Below are 19,836 nucleotides of genomic sequence, written 5' to 3'. Positions count from 1 at the left end.
CCGGTACATTGGGTGGCAGCGGCTAAGGCCTGACGCCCCTGCTCAGGGGCATCACTCGCGGGTCGTGTACGCGTTCCCGCTGACGACGACGCAATCGTCCCGTGGCCCGTACGGTCGGTACGATGGCGAGTCCGTCCGGCGACGACGGAGCGACCGGAGCACGTCGGCTTTCACCCACGCGAAGCCGACCACGATTACGGCGAAGCCAGCGATGGTCACCGGGCCGAGTGTCTCACCGAGCAGGAGCCAGCCGCTGATGGCCGTCACTGCCGGAACCACGTAGGACACCAGGCTGGTTTCAGCGGCCCCGACTGTGCTGATCAGGCGGAAGTAGAGGAGGAACCCGATTGCGCTGGCCACGATGCCGAGATACGCGATTGCGGCTATCTGTTCGAGCCCGACCGTGACGGTTCCCAGCTGCTCCGATGGCAGCCCCACGCTGACAGCGTGCAGGATGCCCGCCCCGAGCAGCGTCATCCAGGCCTGCAGGCTCACGAGCGGGAGCGAACTGGTGTAGCGCTCGGTCAGGACTGCGCCGACGGCGAAGGCGACAGCCGAACTGATGAGCAGGGCGACACCGAGCAGCCGACCGCCGACCGCTCCCGGTGTGGGGTTCGCAATGATGACCACACCGATGAACCCACAGACGGTGCCGATGAGTTCGTGTGGTCGAGCCCTGTAGCTCGGTATCAACGTCGATGCGAACGCCGGCGTCACGACCGGCGTGAGACTGAGCAGGATTGCGCCGAAGGAACTCGGGACGTACTGCTGGCCGAGAAACAGAAGCGCGAAGTGTGCCCCGATGAGGACGGTGCCGCCGATGAAAATCAGCGACCAGTCATCGCGAGTCTGTGGACGCAGCGCCCGCCCTCGCCAGAGAGCATAGCCAAGCAGGACGACTGCAGCGATGTCGTGTCGGACAGCTGCCAGCAACACCGGCGGGACGCTTTCGAGACCAGTCTTGATCGCCACAAACGAGAGTCCCCAGATGAGTGCGAGCGCAGCAAACAGCAAGCCGATATATCGTGTCGAGCGTGTCATTCCAGTAGAGACTATCCGTATGTGCTGGAGGAGTATGAAGCTTCTATCGCCACTGTGACGCACACACACGGCCTCTACGGCCCTCCCCGTTGTTCAGAAATTCCCGAAAACAGTGTGTGTCCGCAGTACTATTGCGGCCACTTGTACCGAGACGTATCGTTCTTCTCGGCTCCGGAACACAGAGCTCTCATTCGGTCACCGGACAACCGTTCAGTATACTGTCAGCAACAGCAAAACGAGGATGATGCCCACGTCAGCAGTCCGACGCAGGCAGGGGTCAGCTTGACATCGTGTCGAAATGCCAGCCCGGGTCGGTCCCGGTCTTGTCGATGTACTCGGACCGACACGCGGGACAGCAGTCAGGAACCGCGGATTTGGACCTGGGAACGTACACCGCGCCGTCGCACTCCACACAGGCGTCTGCGACGACAGTCACGCAGTCAGAACAGAGATTGAAGTCGTCGACTGTGAGGTCTCGCAGGGGTTCGAGTTGTTTGTCCAAGAGGTACTCGTCGATAGCCGCCTGACAGTTTTGGCACAGTTGCATAGCGATCCAACTTGATGCATGATACCGTGACACAAATAGCTGCTGCCTGGTTATCGATTGTGAAGTTATCGGTGGATGGGTATTCGATGACGGCACCACCGAGAAGTGACAGATACGAAAAGAGCTACGGGGCACGGAACACGCGAATGGTGTCCCGGGACGTGGGTTCGCGGATTAGCTGCGCGAACCCGAGTTCCGAAAACACCTGCTTCCAGTTGCGGTGATACAGCGGGAACTCGTCGTCGACGTAGCTCACCGCAGTGTCTTCGCGTCCACGCTCGGGGCTGTTCCCCTCGTTTTCGGCGATGATGAGGAGGTCCCCGGCGATACGGGCGATCTCTTCAAACACCCATGCGTCATCGGGGTGGATGTGCTGGAGGGTTTCGACCGAGTAGACGACATCGAAGGCGTCGGCCTCGAATTCGGTGACGATGTCTTCGAGGGCACCGGTATGGAACGTCCCCGAATCCGCGAGCCGAGGGTAGTGCTCAGCCATCACGTCGAAGGATTCGTCGTTGATGTCGATGCCGGTGAGATTCCCGTATCCGTTGGTCTGCAGATGCGCCAAGTGGCGACCCGAGCCACAGCCCAGTTCGATGATTCGGGCGTCGTCGTGGACGTAGTGGTCGAGTACATTGACCAGCGTCTCACTCACCTCGTTCGGTCCGAGTTCAGCGTAGTACTCCGGCGAGAACTTCCCGGAACGGGAGGCCCAGTCGTTGCGAACGTCGTCCGGGTCCATACCTACCGTTCACCGTTGCGGAATAAATGCACCACGAAGTGCGTGCCGGACAGTCGATGGACGCAAGCAAGGACCATCCTTACTGTGATACAGGTGACACTCTATCCAGACTGGGAGCGGGTAGAACTGCCGGTGACGGGCTATGACTCGTACTGGAGCAATCGGTCAGCCCGTGTTTCAAGCTCCGCCTCGTCAATCTCACCCGATGCGTACTGTTGTTTGAGCGTTTCCAGTGAATCCGGCTCGACGGTCGCCTCCCCCTGAAGCTGTACGTACAGCAGAGCACCGACCGCGATAGCAGCGATGATAAATGCTGCGAACAGCAGCCACCAACCGCCCGGGGTCATGCCCATACCCATTCCCCCACCGTGGGGCCCCATCGGTCCGTGCTGGAGTAGTGCAGTTGTTAGTGAAAGCATCTGGGACACCTCTGTTTGTAGATACGAATCTTATGGCATAATTACGTGCGCTGTTTCCCATAGACTGAGAACACAGCGCGGGCGAAAAGCGGCGGCTTCTCCCCTGGGAGAGGAGTCTGTTCCCGGGAGTGTCCGTGGCTCTCAACACCGGTTTCACCCGACGCGGAATTCACGGCCGTGCCAGTCATCGATTCGAAGTTCATACGGCGTCGTCGTGGCTGTATCGTCCCAGCTAACTGGGTTCGGGGCGAACTGTGTGTTGCTGGCCAGCGAGGCAAGGGCCGGCTCTACCTCGTCGTACGTCGCCTCCACCAGTTCACCCGTGACCACGACGCTCCGCCACACCGATTTAGGTTCGGTTTCCTCGTACACGGTGAACCCGACGGTGGCGTCTGCAGTCAGATGCTGGTGTTTCTGGCTATCGTCGCTCTCTGACAGATGAAACGCCAAGCTATCCGTCGCTGGATCGTATCCGAACGCCACCGGGACCGGATACGGGGCCCCCCCAGTTGGACTGGACAGTGCCAGCACGCCGATTCCGTTGTCGGTGAGGACATCAACGACCGCGTCGTCACTTAGTTCTTGCATCCCGAATACAACGTTATCTGGCAACTACTTGGGAATTAGACCGCATTTTCACTCGGTGGGAACGTGAGAGTTACTTTTCAAATAATGGGTAACAGAACAGGTATGGGCACAGACTCGACGGGGGCGTTCGCCGAGTGGGACGAAGAACGGTACAGCACCAATATCGAGCGGTTCGACGAACAGCACAAGCGCCTGTTCGGGCTACTGAACGACCTCCACACTGCAATGAACGAAGGCCACTCGGAGGAGGAGGTCGGTGACATTCTCCGGGAACTGGAACGCTACACCGAGTACCATTTCGGTGACGAAGAGGAGTTCATGCAGAACTGTGGCTACGCCATGGACTGCAGCGACTGTTTCTACAACCACCGTGAAATGCACGAGGAGTTCGCCGACAAAGTGCGAGAACTCCGCGAGAAACACGAAAACGGGGAGTACGTCACGATGGAGGTCCTGACAGTCGCCCGAGACTGGCTGGATGCGCACATCGCCGCCGGCGACGAAGACCAGAACTACGCGGACTACTTCCAGAACGAGGTCAGCGATGACTACGAGTACGAACCCGGGCAGCTATATCAGGACCGCACGGCATCGGAAGACCCGGTCCCAGTTGACCGGCAGAGCGAAGCCGACGGGGTGCGCCTCGACAGCGACATCTACGACGGGGGCTCGCTTTCGGTCCCGGACGGGTCAGTAGCGGCCTGGTTCGAAGATGTCGTTTCGGAGCACGGGGATCGGACCGCGGCGCTCGTCCGAGATGACGGCGAGTTCGTTGAACGGAGTTTCGATGAGCTGGCCGAGCAGGCGAAAGCAGTCGCTGGCGGACTCCTCTCGACGGAACTGCGTCCGGGGGACCGGCTGGCAATCAGAGCACAGTCCCAGTACGAGTGGTCCGTTCTGGACCTGGCCTCTCACTTCGCTGGACTGGTCCCGGTCGCGCTCTACCCGTCTGCGAGCGACGACCGGGCAGCCCAGATTATCGAACGGACTGGCGCAACCGGACTTGTGGCAGCGGGAGACGTGACCGAAGACCTCGCACTGGCCGTCGAAACCGTGCTTGCTTTCGAGGACCTCCCGACAGCTGAGGCGAGAGTGCTTCCCGGCCTACAGACGGACGGTGACGAGGTTGCGACAGTTGCGTTCGACGTGGCATCCCCTGCGGAGAAGGCCGGTTGCGCGCTGACACACCGAAATCTACTGGCGGCCGCAGAGAGCCTCCGAGAGGCGCTTCCCACAGGCCCCGGAGCGACCGGAACGTGTTCGCTCCCACTGGCACACATCTATCAACGCGTCGCGACGTACTACCTCTGGGCGACCGGGAGCGCCGTCGCCTACCTCGGGACCGATGAGTTCGTCGACCAGCTCGCGGCTGTTGCGCCAGATGTGCTCGTCGGTGTCCCGAAGATGTACCAGCAGCTCTACGGAACGATTCAGGACCGTCTCGGCGATATGGGCTGGATGAAACGGAAGGTCGGCGGTCGAGTAGCGTCCTACGGAGAAGGAGTCGTCGAAGGACAGGGGACGCCGCTGAAATACAGAGCCGCCAATCGCCTCGTCTACAAGCCGCTCCGACAAGACGCGGGGTTATCGAACCTCACTTACGCACTCTCCGGGACCGGCCGGCTGGACGACCATCTGCTGTACTTCTTCCGGGGGCTGGGGGTTCCGATATGCGAGCTCTACGGCTCCGTCGGCACAACCGGTGTGGGGGCACTGAACCCGGCAGACTCCTACGTCGAAGGGTCGATTGGGGACCCGATGCCGGGCGTTGAAATCGCCGTCTCCGAAAACAGAGAGCTACTGGTCCGCGGCCCGACCGTCCTCGGCGGCTTCCTCCACGACGACCAGACCGGCGCGCAGACGCTCCGAGACAACTGGTATCACACCGGCGAAGTCGGTGAAGTGGGACCGGACGGCACGCTTTCGCTCGGTGAGTGAGAGCGGCCGTGAAGCCCGTGGCAGTGCAGTCAAGCGGTGCCGCGGTCACACGGGTCAGACGAGGCGAAACCCGAGCGCGACAAGCGGCACAAGGACGAGTAGGTATCCGGCCGCCGAGATCGCCCAGTCGCGTCTGATGTCTGGGACCCGGGCCGACGGCAGCCGGGAGCGTGGGAGGACGGCGAAGACAAAAAAGCCGACCATCAGCGTGTAGAGGACGGCGGCAGCGAGGACCGCTGCGACTATCGACGGCCCGCCCAGCAACCCTTCAGTGGTGAAAAGGACCCAGACGAACAGCGGGCCAGTGAGCCAGCCAGCAATATAGTGGACCACGCTCGCGAGCCGCTCGGGGGCGTTCTGCGGGGCGCTATCGGTCAATACACCGGAGGCAATGAACGGCGGCGTTTCGCCTTCCGGCAGTCTGGCCATCACTAGGTCCATCACAACCGTCGCGACGACACCAGCAGCCACGCCGATACCAAACCGGAGTGACACCGTAAGCGCCGTGACAAGAGGTACCGACTCCATGTACTATTGAGTGGACGGACCCGTATTCTGTCTGACGGTTCGGGCCGACAGCGGTACCGATTTATTGGGTGCAAAAGCCTCTAAGGCCGTCCGTCGTAAACAGCGCATGCGCACACAGGATGCGGGACACCGGGCGGCGGCAGTCGCCGCCATCGCTGACCGCGAGTACCGGCGTGCCGGCGACGAATACACGCGGGCAGGCTGGCGTGTTCTTGCGGACCCGCGGGACGGTATCGAGCCGTTCGCGGCCGACGAGAAGGGGTGGGTCGGTGACGGGCTTCAGTACCTCGCGACGAGCGCGGTCTGTTACCGCGTCGCCGGACAGGATACGCGCGCCACACGTCGCGGCGTCGAGGGCGTCGCCGTGGCCAAGGATGTGACCAACGGGCTCGAACATCCGGTTCAGCACGCCTGTCTCAAGGAATTCGTCGCGGACTTCCGGGCGGTCGGGGGCCTCGACGGGGTCGAGACGGCATACCGCGAGGCTGAGGCGGCATACAACGACGCCGGAAGTGCTGTCGACAATCCGCAGGCGTGGGGGACGACGCCCCTGTTCGAGGCCGCTGCGACCCTCATCCAGCATGTCGCTCGTGGCCCGGCTAACGGCGAGATCGCTATTCCCTGGGAAGACCTCCACGGCGCGGACCCAGACGACGCCGGCAGCTTCCTCGCACAGCGAGCCATCGTCAAGCGCCAACGGTTCTCGACTCTCGTCGAGCAGGTGATCAACGACGGCTTCCTCGCCACTCCTCGTGGAACCACGGAGTACGACACTGACCACCACCGCTGTCCGCACTGTGACTCAACAGATGTGAACTGGGTCGCAGAGAGCGTCGTGTGCCTGCGGTGTTCCCGACCAACAGCCGAAACAAACTAAGACACATCGTCTTCCCCCTGAGTATGACGAAACCTCGCAACGCCTCAGCTATAGTTTGATTTTTCAATAGCCGATGCTATCGTTATAATAGTGTCTACTGATTTGCCGCTTGTTCTGGCACTAGTCAGCCTATTCTGAACAGATTTGTATTTATCAGGCCAGCAAGAATTGACGGATGGAGAAAAACACCTATACAAGGACGGCGTCAGTCACGTTGTCGGTTCGGACGACTCGGGCAGTGAAGCCGAATCAGCACGCGCTTCCATCAGCAATCGGCGACTAACAATGTGGTCGACGACAGTGGTGCTGTCGAGAATTTCTGTTTCACCGGCGTGGGTTTCTGGGTCACCGGCGTACCGCCGTATCTTGAACGAATCCATCGCATTCCGGTTCTCCGAGACTGGTTCGATGACTTCGAGATGCTCGCCGGTGACGGAGTTGCGGTAGGTTTCGCCCGTGGCAAAGCCGACAACAGGGACATCCGCCGGCCATTCCCACGAAAACTGCCGAAGATACTGGTCGAACTGCCAGACGAGATGTGCCGGGTCGAGATCGTCGTCAAGCGCACCGACAGTGGCCGATTCAAGTGTCCGGTCCCAGTAGTCGACGACGCATTCCTTGAGGTCGTCTTGCAGACAGTCTTCGACCAGTTTCTGCTCAATCGGATAGCCGATCTCGATGGCAACGATGGCGTGTCTGTCAAGATGGGTGAGACAGCGCTGGCATTCGATCTCGAACACGGACAGGCCGAGCGGGTTATCAGCAGTCAAGTGCGCCAGTTCGTTCCCGCAACTGGGACACCAGAGAAACAAGACCCCGTTGTCCGCACCGGAGAGTTCGCCGAGCACGGTCAGATCATCGAAGGTAGTGTCGGGGTCTGTCATCCGGGTCTCGGATTGCGACTCCGGAACGGGCTCTGCGGCATCGTCCGCGTACTTGGCCAGCTTCCGGTCTTTCAGTAGCGACTTGATAACCGAGTCATGCGAGGAGTGCGACTCTGTATCACGTATTTTCTCTATCTGTTCTTTCGTCCAGTCGCGTACGCGGATAGTTGCCATTTATCACACATCCAGACCAGACTGCAAAAACATTTTCCTTTTATAATGAAGGTTAATCCTCCGAGCGACCACCGAGAGGGTCGTTACTGACTGGTGGCAGTGATACGGCGCTTGATTTCGGCGTTCGAGACACGGATCTGATTGGCAGCGAGCCGATGAGTGACGAGGTCAAGGAGATCAAGCTCCGACAGTAACCTCCGTGCGTGCGTCTGGCTCAACTCAAGACGCTGGGTTACCTCGTCCAGCGAAGTGGCCTGTGTAACGGTCTGTGCGAGCTCAGCCACGGTGACGTCCCGAGAGATACCGAGTCCATCGGCGACGAGATTGTCGTCGCTGTCCTGCGAGTCCGCCTCAGCGAGCAACTCAGCGACAGATCTGGCTCCCAGTCCGTCCGAACTTTCGGCTTGACTGGTGTCGCTCGGCCTGTCGTCAGAAGGGTCTGAGCCACCAGACGGATCAGAATCGGTATCGGAATCATCTTGCACGTCTGCGAGGGTGAGTCCGCCTGCCTGTGGCGTCGTGTCAGTCGGGTCATGGATATCGTACTCTACCATGTACCGACGGACCGTTTCGGAGGTCACATCGGCGTCAAGCGCCTCGGTCATCTCCGGGAACGTATCGCAGGCGTCGTAGGCCGCCCGGAGTGCCTCGGGGTCTTTGTATGCTGGCACGGAGTCCGACTGCGAGAGGGTGTCCGCCAGTTCGTTGGACGTGTCATTCTCCCCCTCTGATGGAACCGGTATGTCGGTTCCGACGGGGACGGTAACAGTCACGTCAATCTCAATCCGTTTATCAGTTACATCGAACTCCTCCGCGTCGACGGATACGTCATCGTGAATCGAGAGTCCACCGAATACCGGCGTTGCGAGCGTCAGGTCGGCGCTGATTTCATCGTTATCCGCGGTCGTCTGACCCTTCACTGAGACCGACTTGACCTCAGTGTCAGACGAGTCGAGGCATTCGAGTACCTGCGTGAAAGTCTCAAAGGCGTCACTAACTACCATATGCCACTCACGCACACAGCCCCACTATTACATATGGGAACCAGAAACATTTGCTACAATATACTGGGTAGACAAATTTGGCCCCTCATCTACGCTAGAGTGGAAATCCCGTGTGTACAGAATGTGCACATTGGCGGTGGAATCAGAATCCCAACCATTGATATACACCCTTAGGGTGTAAATATGTGCGCTGTCGGAGAGGGTCCTTCAGGAGGGATCAGCGGACTAAATTTACACACTTAGGGTGTTATTGAATTGGGTCAAATGACAACAGATGTGAACTACACCGGTCCGACAACGTGGTTATAACCGTTCCCAGAGTTCGGCACTCGCATCGCCGACGGCGGTCATGTCCGAATCGTCGACACCAGCGACGCCTGAGTTCTGGTCGTACACAGGTACCCCGTCGATAATCGTCCGGGTCACATCCCCACGGCTTGCGGCGCTGACAACGTAGTAGGGAGCACTTTCGTCCAACACAGGGTTCGGACCCAGATCCAGCGTGACGAAATCACCGCATTTGCCGACCTCGATACTGCCGACAGCGTCGTCCATCCCCAGCACCGCCGCACTGCCGATTGTCGCCCATTCGAGCGCGGTCGCCATGTCGAAGCCGCTCGGGTTGCGCTGCTTGAGTTTGTGTATGCCGACGGCCGAACGCATGGTCTCGAACATATCCGGATCCCACCCGTCGTCACCGAGTCCGATTGTCAGCTCGTGGGCTTGCATCGTTTCGACATCGGCGATACCGACAGCGTTGTTGATGTTAGAATAGGGGTTGTGAGCGACGCTCACGTCGTTTTCTGCGAGGATTTCGATTTCGGACTCGGTAGAATGGACGCAGTGGGCGGCGATGACTTCGGCGTCAAAAAAGCCCATGTCTTCTAACGCTGGTACCGGTCGTTTGCCGTAGTCGGCAATAGATTCGTGAACGTCGACCAGCCCCTCTTCGAGATGTATCTGGATAGGGCGGTCGTCGTCGGTGGCCCTGTCGACACACTCTCTCACGATGTCTTCGGTGTTGGTGAACAGCGTGTGGAGGCAGTAGTGGCCAGACACGGAGTCGTACCGGTCTTCCGCTTCGTCGATGAATCGCGTATTCTCCGCGATTCCGTCTCTGGCCTGGGCCTCGGAGTTACGGGCTGTCGTCTCGAAGGAAATCATCCCACGAATCGGCGTCTGTGACACCCCCTCGGCAACGGCATCGAGACCGCCCGGCAGCGTGTTCGGCCCAGAGTAGTTGTCACAGAAGGTAGTGACGCCGCTCTGAAGCATTTCGGCGCAGGAACCCAGTGCGGACAGGCGAGCGCCACGTTCGGTAAACGCCTCGTCGACGTTCCACCAGATGTCGACAAGCGCTTCGTAAAAGCTCTCAGGTGACGCAGCGAGGGGCGCGCCGCGAATCGGGAGCGCGTACATATGAGTATGGCAGTTCACCAGTCCCGGGATGACGACTTCGTCAGTGGCGTCGATCACGTCGGCCCCCGACGCGTGGCCGTCCTCGATAGCGACGATGTCACCGTCCTCGACAACGACGTGTGCCTCCGACCGGACCGTGCGCGCATCGTCCATGGTGATGAGCGTCCCTGCGTTCAGTATCACAGGTTGGCGGTAACCGTCAATCGACTAAAAGCTACTCCGCCCCAGAACAGCCTTAGCAGCCACCGTAGCACAACAAGCGTGTGCGACGGATGTGGCGTCTCACACACCAACTGTTTTCGTCATTCGCCCGGGCTGTTACAGCATGACAGACATTCACATCAAAGATGCACAGGTGGTAACGGCGTCGGGCGTCCGGAGCGGTGAAATCACGATATCCGACGGGACGATAGACGCTGCCGGTCCCGTGTCGTCGGTCCCAGCCCCCAGTGACCCGGATGCTGTCATCGACGCTGACGGCATGGTCGCGCTTCCGGGCGCTATCGACGTACACACGCATATGCACGACGACGAGCTGTTTCCGGACGGGATCGACTTCGCGTCACAGACCGCGAGTGCGGTCGCCGGTGGAGTGACGACGGTCATCGAGTTACCGACACAGACCCCGATCACAACCCCAGATGCACTGCAGGAGAAAGCAGAGACGTGCTCCGCGCTGGCCCACGTCGATTTCGGCCTCGTTGCGGGCAACGTGCAAGACCCTGAAATCGACGTGACCGGCATCATGGACGCCGGAACAGCAGATTTCAAGACATTTACCGCTGACCCGTATCTGGCTGACGACGAAACCATCGCCCGGCTCATGCGGCGTGTCGGCGATGCCGGGGGAACAGTTCGTGTTCACTGCGAGACGCAAGGACTGCTCGACGACGCACGGTCGACTATCGACGGCGACGAACCCGACGTGTACATGGACTCACGACCGCTGGAGGCCGAACTTGACGCGATCTCTCGGGCGGGCTATTTCGCAGAATACGCCGACTGTCCGCTACACGTCGTCCACATCTCAAGTGGGAGCGGTGCGCGCGAAGCCGGGCGCTTCAAATCACGAGCCAACGTTCCAGTTACGCTCGAAACCTGTCCACAGTATCTAGCCTTCTCGAAAGATGACGTTGCCGACAGGGGACCGTTCCTGAAGGTCAATCCCAGCCTCAAATCCGACACCCAGCGGGAGCGGCTCTGGGATGCAGTACAGGACGGGACAATCGACATCATCGGCACGGATCACTTCCCGACCTACCGCGAGACGCGCGAAGCCGGCTGGGAGGATATCTGGGAGCCCTACGCCGGGCTCCCGGGCGTCGAGACGATGGTCGAGTTCCTCGTCAGCGGCGGCGTCCACGAAGGCCGGATATCTTGGCCGCGGCTCCGCGAACTCGTGTGTGCGGCACCGGCCCGGAGCGCTGGGATCTATCCGAAAAAAGGCTCGCTACAGGCCGGAACAGATGCGGACGTGGTACTCATTCGGACTGAAGAGTACGAGGTCACTGCCGACGACCAAACGTTCGTGGGAGACTGGACGCCATACGAAGGACAGCACTGGAACGCGCGTGTGGACACAGTCATTGCCGGCGGTGAGGTTGTCGCAACGGATCACAAGGTCCACTCAACGGCGGGTCGTGGGCAGTTCCTGGACCGCCCGCTGTAACAGTGGTATCATCGTCTGATATGACAAGCGAGTCACGCATTGATGTGTGGTGTGTGAGCTATGTGTGATGGTGTGCCAGTCACGACAGAGGCGATTCGCCTCACAATCGAGTTGGAGCCACAGTACGGTTTTATGCCCGGTTGTACTCAGGATGTGGTATGGGCATGACGCAAGTCACAACCCTCGAGTGTACACTCTGTGGGGCGGAGTACGACCCGAACCAGATCATCTACACCTGTCCCGAACACGAGGGCGTGAAGGGGATACTTGAAGTAACGTACGACTACGATGCGATTGACGACGCGTTCGACGGTGACCTCGGCGGACCGATACCGAGCCAGTGGAAATACGAGGCCTTCCTGCCAGTCGCAGCGGACGCCGATATCGTGACGCTCAACGAGGGCGGGACAGACCTCTTCGACGCGCCGAACCTCAGCGACGCGCTAGGCGTCGAGACGCTTGTCAAAGACGACGGGCGGAATCCAACCGGCTGCTTCAAGGACCGTGCCAGCGCTATCGCTGTCACGAAAGCCAAACACGCCGGTCGGGACATCATCACCTGTGCCTCGACCGGGAACGCCGCCGCGTCGCTGTCGGGCTACGCCGCCCGCGGGGGGATGGACTGCCGTATTTTCGTTCCCGGTGACGCTCCGACAGGAAAGCTCGCACAGCCGCTCGTCTACGGTGCGGACGTACTCGCTGTCAACGGCAGCTACGACGAAGCCTACGACCTCAGCGTCGAGGTCACCGAGAAGTACGGCTGGTACAACCGCAATGCGGCGATCAATCCGTTTCAGGTCGAGGGCAAGCGCACCGTCGGCCACGAACTCGCCGACCAGTCCGTCGCTCGCGGGCACGTCCCGGACTGGGTCGTGTTCTCGATGGGAGACGGCTGCACGATAGCCGGAGCCTGGAAGGGGTTCAAGGAGTTCTACGACCTCGGCTACGTCGACGACCATCCGAAGATGCTTGGCGTCCAGGCTGAGGGGGCGTCAGCCATCCACGACGCCTTCCACGATCACGGGGACATCGACGAAATCGCCGAAACGCTGGCCGATTCAATCGCGGTCGGACGGCCGCGGAACACCATCAAAGCCTGCCGCGCGCTGGAACAGAGCGGCGGAACGAGCGTGCTGGTCTCCGATGAGGAGATTCTAGAGGCCGAAACGTTACTTGGCAGCACCGAAGGGATCTATTCCGAGCCGGCGGGAGCAGCGCCAATTGCCGGCGTCCAGACGGCACTCGACCGGGGTATCATCGAACAGGATGAAACCGTCGTCGTAGTGTCCACTGGTTTCGGCCTGAAGGACACGAAAAGCGCCGAGAAGGCGACCGGTGGAGTAGACCGAATCGACCCCGAAATCGCGGAGGTCGAAGGCCTGTACGGCACGGCCGATGAAGCCGCGGCCGACGACTGACGCTATCGACGGTTGCCCCAACACTGACCAGCACGCTGTCGTTTTACAATCAGACTCGACACACTGGCAAGCCAAGCAGTTGCAGTTCGAAACTGAAGCAGGTCGCATATGCGACAAATATCACCTGTTCGCGAGACATACGAATAGGTATCCCGGGTAAAGTTAAACACATATATTGGTATAAGGATTCTAGTAGGTGGATTGAAAAGACAGGCGGCTGGATGGCGTCCTATGAGCGGTCCGGAGGGAGAACGGCAGTCAGTCGTACTGTACGATATCGAGGATAAACCGCCGTTAGGGAAGGCAATCCCGCTCGGCATCCAGCACGTGCTTGCGATGTTTCTGGGCAACGTCGCGCCCCCGCTCATCCTCGCCGGGGCCGTCGGCTCCGTTACAGGGGAGACGACGTTTCTCGTCCAGATGGCGCTTATCGTCGCCGGCATCGCAACTATTGTTCAGGCGTACCCGGTCGGCCCCGTCGGCGCGCGGCTTCCGGTGGTCATGGGAACCAGTTTCGCGTTTCTCGGCCCGCTCATCGGCATTGGGAACCAGTTCGGTCTCGCCGCCGTCTTCGGCGCGTCGCTGCTTGCTGCGCCGGTCGAAATCATCATGGGCGTTTCGTTCGACCGGTTCAGGCGGTTTTTCCCGCCGCTGGTCACCGGCATCGTCGTGATGCTCATTGGACTGACGCTTATCCCCACGGGAATGAACTACGCCGCGGGCGCGTCGGCCGGCCCGTCAGCTGAGGGATACGGTTCCTTCGTGAACCTCGGCCTGGCGGGGCTCGTTCTGATTGTCACGGTCGGGCTAAACCAGTTCTTCGAGGGGTTTCTCCGCGTCATCAGCGTGTTCGTGGGCATCATCGTTGGGTACGCTGTTGCGCTCGCGCTGGGCGTGGTCGACCTCTCGGCCGTCGCCGCCGCCGGGTGGGTGACGGTCCCGGTCCCGCTCAAGTACGGACTCGCCTTCGAGCCAAGCGCCGTCGTCACCGTGGCGTTCCTCTACATCATCACCGGCATGGAGACAATCGGCGACATCTCGGGGACGGTGTCGGCTACCGGGCGGGACGCCACCCGTGAGGAAATCCGGGGCGGCCTCGTCGCCGACGGCGTGATGAGCGTTTTCGGCGCAGTGTTCAACGCACTCCCGAACACGTCGTTCTCGCAGAACGTCGGCCTGGTGAATTTCACCGGCGTCGCAAGCCGCTACGTCGCCGGCATCGGGGGCGTTGTGCTCCTGGCACTCGGGTTTGTCCCGAAGGTCGGCGCGGTCGTTTCGGCGATGCCTGACGCAGTGCTGGGCGGCGGCGCACTTATTCTGTTTGCGATGATATTCTCCTCGGGAGCGCGCCTCATCACCCAAAATGTCGAACTCGACCATCGTAACTCGACTATCCTCGCAATGTCGATGGCGCTGGGCCTTGGGGTCGCGTTCCGCCCCGAAATCCTCCAGAACTTCCCGTCGGAGGTCCAGACGCTGTTCGGGTCCGCGCTCGTCACCGGCGGGATGGCTGCCCTCGTTCTCAACATCGTGTTCCCGGGTGGGAGCGTCGGGACGGGGCCGACCGAGTACACCGCCGGGCTGGAGCCGAGTCAGGCTGACCCGGGGACCGGCGCGCCGCCGGTCGACGACTGAGCCTACAGGTAGCCGTCGGCGAACTCGTCTATCAGCAGCCGCCGGTCGTCGCCAAGCGGGTAGAGAATCGGACACTGACAGCCGGTCTCGGCGTACTCGCGGACCTTCTCGCGGCACTGTTCGGGCGTCCCGCTGGCGGTGAGCTTGTGGACCACGTCGTCCGGGATGAGGTGCATCCCCTCCTGGATGTCTTCGTGGTCGGCCGGCCACCCGCCGATGGTCTCGCCCACCTCGTCGATGAGGTCCTGGCTGACGCCGCTCGCTTTCATGATGTGGGGCTGTTGCCCGAGGTACTGCGTGATGAGTTCGCGGGCGTTGTCCAGGGCCGTCTCCTCGTCGTGGTCCATCGAGCAGACGACCAGCTGTGGCCGGTCGATGTCCTCCAGCGTCCGGCCGCCGCGCTCGGCACCGGTCTCTAGGGCGTCGAGGGCCTTCTCGTTGTACTCGGGGCTGACGAGGTAGTTCAACAGCGCGCCGTCAGCGAAGTGACCGGTGAGTTCCAGCATCTTGAACCCGGTCCCGCCGACGTAGACGGGCACGGTGCGTGGCCCGTCGTCGCCGTGAACGACGTCCAGTTCCACGTCGCGCATCTGGACGAACTCGCCGTCGTAGGTGACGTTCTCCATGTCGAGCAGGTCTTGCGTCACCTCGACGCATTCCCGCATCGCCCGCAGTGCGCCGCTGCGGTCGATGCCGACCTTCTCGGCCAGCGGATCCCACCAGGCCCCGATACCGCACATGATGCGGTCCGGGCCGGCGAGTTCCTCCAGCGTGCTCATCGACTGCGCTATCAGCGCCGTGTTGCGCGTCCAGTTGTTGATGACACCGGTCCCGAGTTTGATGTCGTCGGTGACCGCAGCGTACGCCCCGAGTGGGGACACGGCGTCGCGTGCGAGTCGCGATTCTGCTTGCCAGATCTCGTCGATGCCCTGCTCTTCTGCGTACTGCACGAGTTCCACGTTCTCTTCTAGCGAGTGTTTGTCCTGTAAGTAGAGACCGACACGGTCGCCTCTCTCGAAGACCTGATTGGCGCTCATGAGACATGCTGAATTCTCCGAATATGGATAAATAGATTGGCCACACACACGGTCTGTGGAAGGTGTGGCCGCCGATACTGGCGCGCGTCGCGGACCGGTTAGTCCGTCTCGCGGCTATAGGACTGCAACAGCGCCGACGGGACCGCGAGCTGGTCGCTTTTCGTCCGGATGACGGCGTAGGCCAGCACAATAATCGTCGCCAAGTAGGGGTACGTCCCCATGATCTGTGGCGTCATGAGGAACTCGACGATTGGGTTGATGACCCCGGCGAGCGGCGCGTCAGGACCCAGCGTCAGCGAGATGGACTGCGAGCGAATGCGCAACGCGTCGAGCAGTCCGAACAGGTACGCCCCCACGAGCATCCGGCGGGGCCGCCACTGGGCGAAGATGACCAGTGCGACGGCAATCCAGCCCCGGCCCGCGGTCATGCCGGGGACCCAGAGCTGCGAGAAGGCCAGCGAGAGGTGTGCGCCCGCCGCGCCAGCAAACCCGCCACCGATAAGCACCGCGAGATACCGCAGCCTGAACACGGACACGCCCATCGTGTCCGCCATCTCCGGGTCCTCGCCGACGGCTATCATCTCCAGCCCCAGGTTCGAGTGGTGCAGGAAGTACCAGACCACGACCAGCAGGCCGAGTGCGAGGTAGTCCGTCGCCGTGCTCCGGAAGAGCGCCTCGCCGACGACCGGGACGCCGACGAGGTACTGCCCGACGAGCGGGAACGTCATCTGCGGGAAGCCGTCGATGGACTCCTCGACCCAGCCGGACCCGAAGAAGGTCGTGAGACCGGTCCCCAGGAGCGTCAGCATGACGCCGCTGATGACCTGGTTCGACTTCAGCGTGATACAGAGGAAGGCATGCACCAGCGCCAGCACCATCCCCAGGAGGATGCCGACGCCGAACCCGAGCCAGTGGCTCCCAGTGAGGACGGTCGTGATGAACCCGCCGAGCGCGCCGACGAGCATCATCCCCTCGACGCCGAGGTTGAGGACACCCGCCCGCTCACTGATGAGTTCCCCCATCCCGGCCAGCAGGAGCACGGTCGCCGCCTGAACGGTCGCATCGAGCAGGCCGGCGATGAACGTCACCATCAGTCGTCACCTCGCTGTGGCTGGGCAGGCGTCTCTGTTGGCCCGCGTTTGATGTCGATACCGACACGATAGCTCTTGAAGAACTCCGCAGTGATCAGAAAGAGGATGACGAGCGCCTGGATAATCTCGACCAGCGCCGCGGGCACGCCGAAGGCCACCTCCATGCTCGACCCGCCGACGAACAGCACAGCGAAAAACAGGCCGGCGAGCAAGACCTTGAGCGCGCTGTTGCGCCCGAGCAGGGCGATCGGGATGGCGGTGAAGCCGTAGCCGGGTTCGAACCCGGCACGGTACCGCCCCTGTGCACCGGCAATTTCGCTGATGCCGCCCATGGCCGCGAACGCGCCCCCGACGACGAACACGAAGAGATACACGTAGAACTTGCTCATCCCCGCCTGTCGGGCGGCCTCGTGGTTCGAGCCGACGAAGGTAATCTCGAAGCCGAGCCGCGTTCGCGTCATCAGGACGTAGGTCACCACGACCATACAGACGGCGACGAGCAGGCCGGCATGGACGCCGCTTACCAGTTCAGGAATCGTCGCGGCCTCGGAGAACCGCTCCGATTGTGGAAAGTTCCCGGTGCCGCCCTGCATCGGCCCGCGGAGGAGGTAGCTCTGGAGTTCGAGGGCGACGAACGTCAGTAGTAGCGACGTGATGATCTCGTTGACATCCCACTTCGCACGCAGGTACGCCGGGATGCCAGCCCAGATACCGCCGGCTACGGCCGCGGCGACGAACATCAGCGGGACCAGTGCCAACCCCGGGAGCGAGACGTTCAGCCCGATCCACGTCCCGGCAAGCGCACCGGCGACGAGCTGTCCCTCAGCCCCGATGTTGAAAAGGCCCGCCTTCAGCGGGAGATACACCGCCAGGCCAGTGAGAATCAGCGGTACCGCCTTCGTCAGCGTCTCGGTGAGTCCGAACTCGGTCACGAGCGTGTCGACGAACATCGTCGCGTACGCCGCAACAGGGTTCACGTCGAGGACGACCAGCGCGATGGCGCTGACCGCCAGCGCGGCGAGAACCGTGAACACGGGCGTCCCGTACGCCAGCCAGACAGGAACGTCTTCGCGCGCGTCGACGGTTACTGCGACGTTCATCAGCTCTCACTCCCCTGCGTGACTCCGGGCGAGGGCGGCGATGTGTCCACTTCGCCTCCGTCGTCGCCACCACCGCCGGTCATCTCCAGACCGATCCGTTCCCGGTCGGCCTCGGCCGGTGTCGTCTCGTAGACGAACTCACCCTCGTAGACGACGAGAATCCTGTCGCTCAAGTCAAATATTTCGTCCAGGTCCTCCGAAAGCAGGATAATACCGGTGCCTGCCTTCCGCTGTTCAAGCAACGTTTCCCTGATGAACTCGATTGCCCCAACGTCGACGCCACGGGTGGGTTGGTTGGCGACGAGCAGGTCCGGGTCGCGGTAGATTTCTCGCGCCAAGATTAGCTTCTGGAGGTTCCCTCCGGAGAGGTCGCCGGCCTTTGTCTCGGTCACGTCGCTGACACCTCTGACATCGAACTCATCGACCAGCGTTTCGGCGTAGTCACGGAGTGCCCCGTAGTCAAGGAACGGCCAGTCGCCGAACCCGCCGTCTCTGAAGTCCTTCATCGTGGCGTTGTGCATCACCGAGAGGTCCTCAGCACAGCCGTACTGGAGCCGGTCCTCGGGGACGAACGAGACGCCGCTGTCGACGAACGTCTTCGGTTTCGCGCCGGTGATATCTTCGCCGTTGACCAGTATCTCGCCGGCTGTCACGTCACGGATACCAGCCATGACCTCGGCGAGTTCTTTCTGTCCGTTGCCGCTTACGCCCGCGATACCGACGATTTCGCCCTGTCGAACCGTCAGGTCGACGCCGGAAAGAGCTTCGATATTTCGGTTATCAGTGGCCTTGACCCCGCGTGCGCGAAGGACCGGCTCACCGAGGTCGACCGCTTCCCTGTCTATTTCGAACAGGACTTCACGGCCGACCATCATCTCCGCGAGGTCCGCCCGGGAGACTGACGACACCTCGGCGGTCCCGACGTTTTGCCCCTCCCGGAGCACCGTTACCCGGTCGACGATAGCGTCGACCTCGGTGAGCTTGTGGGTAATGAAGATTATCGAGAGTCCTTCGTCGGTCAGGCGTTCGAGCGAGTCGAAGAGCCGCTCGGCTTCCGTCGGTGTGAGGACCGCCGTCGGTTCGTCGAGAATCAAGAGGTCGACATCACGGTACAGCGCTTTGAGTATCTCGACGCGCTGTTGCTGGCCGACATCGAGCTCCCAAATCTTTGCGCTCACGTCGATATCGAACCCGTACTGGTCCGCTAACTCCTGAATCCGTTGTTCGGGCACGTCGAGGCCTAACGAAAACTGCCCGGCAAGCGCTTGGACGAGACTGTTGTTTCGAACTGCCGCCGGAAGCCAGCTGTCCTCCGCATCGCTGCGGAACGCTGTGGCCGGTTCACGTTCACCGAGCACGACGTTCTCGGCGACTGTGAGACGTGGTATCAGCATGAAATGCTGGTGGACCATACCGATACCGGCGTCGATGGCGTCCTGTGGCGACTCCAGGTCGAGTCGCTCGCCGTCGAGGTAGATGTCGCCGTCATCCTGCGAGTAGAGCCCGTACAGAATCTTCATCAGTGTACTTTTTCCCGCACCGTTTTCGCCGAGGAGGCCGTGAATTTCTCCGCGCTCGACGGAGAGGTTGACGTGGTCGTTGGCGACGACCCCGGGGAACTCCTTCAGAATCCCCTCCATCCTGAGCGTGGTGTGTTCGGACATGCTCTCTGGTCTTGGGCGGGTATCAACAATGTAGTGGCATAATTGTTTCCAAAGGTAGCTA

Annotated in this window: 18 protein-coding genes; 5 read left to right on the top strand and 13 right to left on the bottom strand. The window is 61.3% G+C overall.

Annotation, left to right across the window (positions count from 1 at the left end):
* Positions 1 to 51: 51 nt before the first annotated feature.
* The 5 genes from DVK01_RS12535 to DVK01_RS12515 all read right to left on the bottom strand — a co-directional run bounded on the left by DVK01_RS12535 (position 52) and on the right by DVK01_RS12515 (position 3,337).
* Positions 52 to 1,041, bottom strand: coding sequence for a DMT family transporter (locus tag DVK01_RS12535; protein WP_121536963.1), 990 nt, complete (start codon positions 1,039 to 1,041; stop codon positions 52 to 54).
* 277 nt (positions 1,042 to 1,318) lie between these two features.
* Positions 1,319 to 1,588, bottom strand: a complete 270-nt coding sequence (locus tag DVK01_RS12530) for a hypothetical protein (RefSeq protein WP_101351716.1) — start codon at positions 1,586 to 1,588, stop codon at positions 1,319 to 1,321.
* A gap of 124 nt (positions 1,589 to 1,712) precedes the next feature.
* Complete coding sequence (locus DVK01_RS12525) at positions 1,713 to 2,330, bottom strand: bifunctional 2-polyprenyl-6-hydroxyphenol methylase/3-demethylubiquinol 3-O-methyltransferase UbiG (protein WP_101351715.1); 618 nt, start codon at positions 2,328 to 2,330, stop codon at positions 1,713 to 1,715.
* A gap of 140 nt (positions 2,331 to 2,470) precedes the next feature.
* The gene (locus DVK01_RS12520) at positions 2,471 to 2,683 is read right to left on the bottom strand and encodes an SHOCT domain-containing protein (RefSeq protein ID WP_101351714.1); all 213 of its coding nucleotides are present in this window, start codon (positions 2,681 to 2,683) and stop codon (positions 2,471 to 2,473) included.
* Between the two features lie 219 nt (positions 2,684 to 2,902).
* Complete coding sequence (locus DVK01_RS12515; RefSeq protein ID WP_101351713.1) at positions 2,903 to 3,337, bottom strand: pyridoxamine 5'-phosphate oxidase family protein; 435 nt, start codon at positions 3,335 to 3,337, stop codon at positions 2,903 to 2,905.
* 102 nt (positions 3,338 to 3,439) lie between these two features.
* Here DVK01_RS12515 and DVK01_RS12510 point away from each other — a divergent pair, with 102 nt between their 5' ends.
* Entirely contained in the window at positions 3,440 to 5,275 is a 1,836-nt protein-coding gene (locus DVK01_RS12510) for a bacteriohemerythrin (RefSeq protein ID WP_101351712.1), read from the top strand.
* A gap of 54 nt (positions 5,276 to 5,329) precedes the next feature.
* On the opposite strand, the gene DVK01_RS12505 is transcribed toward DVK01_RS12510, so the two are convergent.
* The gene (locus tag DVK01_RS12505) at positions 5,330 to 5,803 is read right to left on the bottom strand and encodes a hypothetical protein (RefSeq protein WP_121536961.1); all 474 of its coding nucleotides are present in this window, start codon (positions 5,801 to 5,803) and stop codon (positions 5,330 to 5,332) included.
* 106 nt (positions 5,804 to 5,909) lie between these two features.
* Between DVK01_RS12505 and DVK01_RS12500 the strand changes: the two genes are divergently transcribed.
* The gene (locus DVK01_RS12500) at positions 5,910 to 6,680 is read left to right on the top strand and encodes a hypothetical protein (protein WP_101351710.1); all 771 of its coding nucleotides are present in this window, start codon (positions 5,910 to 5,912) and stop codon (positions 6,678 to 6,680) included.
* Between the two features lie 209 nt (positions 6,681 to 6,889).
* Here DVK01_RS12500 and DVK01_RS12495 read toward each other — a convergent pair whose 3' ends face one another.
* The 3 genes from DVK01_RS12495 to DVK01_RS12485 all read right to left on the bottom strand — a co-directional run bounded on the left by DVK01_RS12495 (position 6,890) and on the right by DVK01_RS12485 (position 10,344).
* Positions 6,890 to 7,738 (bottom strand): hypothetical protein, encoded by an 849-nt coding sequence (locus DVK01_RS12495; RefSeq protein WP_101351709.1) that lies wholly within the window; start codon positions 7,736 to 7,738, stop codon positions 6,890 to 6,892.
* Positions 7,739 to 7,821: 83 nt separating this feature from the next.
* Complete coding sequence (locus DVK01_RS12490) at positions 7,822 to 8,742, bottom strand: hypothetical protein (protein ID WP_101351708.1); 921 nt, start codon at positions 8,740 to 8,742, stop codon at positions 7,822 to 7,824.
* 303 nt (positions 8,743 to 9,045) lie between these two features.
* Entirely contained in the window at positions 9,046 to 10,344 is a 1,299-nt protein-coding gene (locus DVK01_RS12485; RefSeq protein WP_121536959.1) for an amidohydrolase family protein, read from the bottom strand.
* Between the two features lie 142 nt (positions 10,345 to 10,486).
* Here DVK01_RS12485 and DVK01_RS12480 point away from each other — a divergent pair, with 142 nt between their 5' ends.
* From DVK01_RS12480 to DVK01_RS12470, 3 genes are all read left to right on the top strand, one after another.
* Positions 10,487 to 11,830 carry a dihydroorotase family protein gene (locus tag DVK01_RS12480; RefSeq protein ID WP_101351706.1) on the top strand — a complete coding sequence of 448 codons (1,344 nt, stop codon included), beginning with the start codon at positions 10,487 to 10,489 and terminating at the stop codon, positions 11,828 to 11,830.
* Between the two features lie 158 nt (positions 11,831 to 11,988).
* Entirely contained in the window at positions 11,989 to 13,248 is a 1,260-nt protein-coding gene (gene thrC, locus DVK01_RS12475) for a threonine synthase (RefSeq protein WP_121536957.1), read from the top strand.
* A 231-nt stretch (positions 13,249 to 13,479) separates the two neighbouring features.
* A complete protein-coding gene (locus tag DVK01_RS12470; RefSeq protein ID WP_101351704.1) occupies positions 13,480 to 14,883 on the top strand; it encodes a uracil-xanthine permease family protein in 1,404 nt (467 codons plus the stop codon).
* 2 nt (positions 14,884 to 14,885) lie between these two features.
* Here the strand turns inward: DVK01_RS12470 and DVK01_RS12465 are convergent, their stop codons facing one another.
* The 4 genes from DVK01_RS12465 to DVK01_RS12450 all read right to left on the bottom strand — a co-directional run bounded on the left by DVK01_RS12465 (position 14,886) and on the right by DVK01_RS12450 (position 19,775).
* Positions 14,886 to 15,920 (bottom strand): LLM class flavin-dependent oxidoreductase, encoded by a 1,035-nt coding sequence (locus tag DVK01_RS12465; protein WP_101351703.1) that lies wholly within the window; start codon positions 15,918 to 15,920, stop codon positions 14,886 to 14,888.
* A 98-nt stretch (positions 15,921 to 16,018) separates the two neighbouring features.
* On the bottom strand, positions 16,019 to 17,011 hold the full coding sequence (locus DVK01_RS12460; protein WP_101351702.1) for an ABC transporter permease: 993 nt from the start codon (positions 17,009 to 17,011) through the stop codon (positions 16,019 to 16,021).
* Entirely contained in the window at positions 17,011 to 18,111 is a 1,101-nt protein-coding gene (locus DVK01_RS12455) for an ABC transporter permease (RefSeq protein ID WP_121536955.1), read from the bottom strand. Before DVK01_RS12455 ends, DVK01_RS12460 begins: the two co-directional genes overlap by 1 nt.
* Positions 18,111 to 19,775, bottom strand: a complete 1,665-nt coding sequence (locus DVK01_RS12450) for an ABC transporter ATP-binding protein (RefSeq protein ID WP_101351700.1) — start codon at positions 19,773 to 19,775, stop codon at positions 18,111 to 18,113. The genes DVK01_RS12455 and DVK01_RS12450 overlap by 1 nt, the downstream gene beginning before the upstream one ends.
* Positions 19,776 to 19,836 lie beyond the last annotated feature (61 nt).

The sequence above is a fragment of the Haloarcula sp. Atlit-120R genome, from assembly GCF_003665885.1.
Taxonomy (GTDB): domain Archaea; phylum Halobacteriota; class Halobacteria; order Halobacteriales; family Haloarculaceae; genus Haloarcula; species Haloarcula taiwanensis.
Note: the sequence above shows the minus strand (reverse complement) of the source record. Positions and strands in the feature narration are given on the sequence as shown.

Bases quoted from the DNA above. Each gene is read 5' to 3' on its own strand.
- DVK01_RS12495 (WP_101351709.1), bottom strand. From the start codon at position 7,738: ATGGCAACTATCCGCGTACGCGACTGGACGAAAGAACAGATAGAGAAA.
- DVK01_RS12505 (WP_121536961.1), bottom strand. From the start codon at position 5,803: ATGGAGTCGGTACCTCTTGTCACGGCGCTTACGGTGTCACTCCGGTTT.
- DVK01_RS12460 (WP_101351702.1), bottom strand. From the start codon at position 17,011: ATGGTGACGTTCATCGCCGGCCTGCTCGATGCGACCGTTCAGGCGGCG.
- DVK01_RS12515 (WP_101351713.1), bottom strand. From the start codon at position 3,337: ATGCAAGAACTAAGTGACGACGCGGTCGTTGATGTCCTCACCGACAAC.
- DVK01_RS12530 (WP_101351716.1), bottom strand. From the start codon at position 1,588: ATGCAACTGTGCCAAAACTGTCAGGCGGCTATCGACGAGTACCTCTTG.
- DVK01_RS12510 (WP_101351712.1), top strand. From the start codon at position 3,440: ATGGGCACAGACTCGACGGGGGCGTTCGCCGAGTGGGACGAAGAACGG.
- DVK01_RS12520 (WP_101351714.1), bottom strand. From the start codon at position 2,683: ATGGGCATGACCCCGGGCGGTTGGTGGCTGCTGTTCGCAGCATTTATC.
- DVK01_RS12490 (WP_101351708.1), bottom strand. From the start codon at position 8,742: ATGGTAGTTAGTGACGCCTTTGAGACTTTCACGCAGGTACTCGAATGC.
- thrC (WP_121536957.1), top strand. From the start codon at position 11,989: ATGGGCATGACGCAAGTCACAACCCTCGAGTGTACACTCTGTGGGGCG.
- DVK01_RS12450 (WP_101351700.1), bottom strand. From the start codon at position 19,775: ATGTCCGAACACACCACGCTCAGGATGGAGGGGATTCTGAAGGAGTTC.
- DVK01_RS12500 (WP_101351710.1), top strand. From the start codon at position 5,910: ATGCGCACACAGGATGCGGGACACCGGGCGGCGGCAGTCGCCGCCATC.
- DVK01_RS12525 (WP_101351715.1), bottom strand. From the start codon at position 2,330: ATGGACCCGGACGACGTTCGCAACGACTGGGCCTCCCGTTCCGGGAAG.
- DVK01_RS12470 (WP_101351704.1), top strand. From the start codon at position 13,480: ATGAGCGGTCCGGAGGGAGAACGGCAGTCAGTCGTACTGTACGATATC.
- DVK01_RS12480 (WP_101351706.1), top strand. From the start codon at position 10,487: ATGACAGACATTCACATCAAAGATGCACAGGTGGTAACGGCGTCGGGC.
- DVK01_RS12455 (WP_121536955.1), bottom strand. From the start codon at position 18,111: ATGAACGTCGCAGTAACCGTCGACGCGCGCGAAGACGTTCCTGTCTGG.
- DVK01_RS12465 (WP_101351703.1), bottom strand. From the start codon at position 15,920: ATGAGCGCCAATCAGGTCTTCGAGAGAGGCGACCGTGTCGGTCTCTAC.
- DVK01_RS12535 (WP_121536963.1), bottom strand. From the start codon at position 1,041: ATGACACGCTCGACACGATATATCGGCTTGCTGTTTGCTGCGCTCGCA.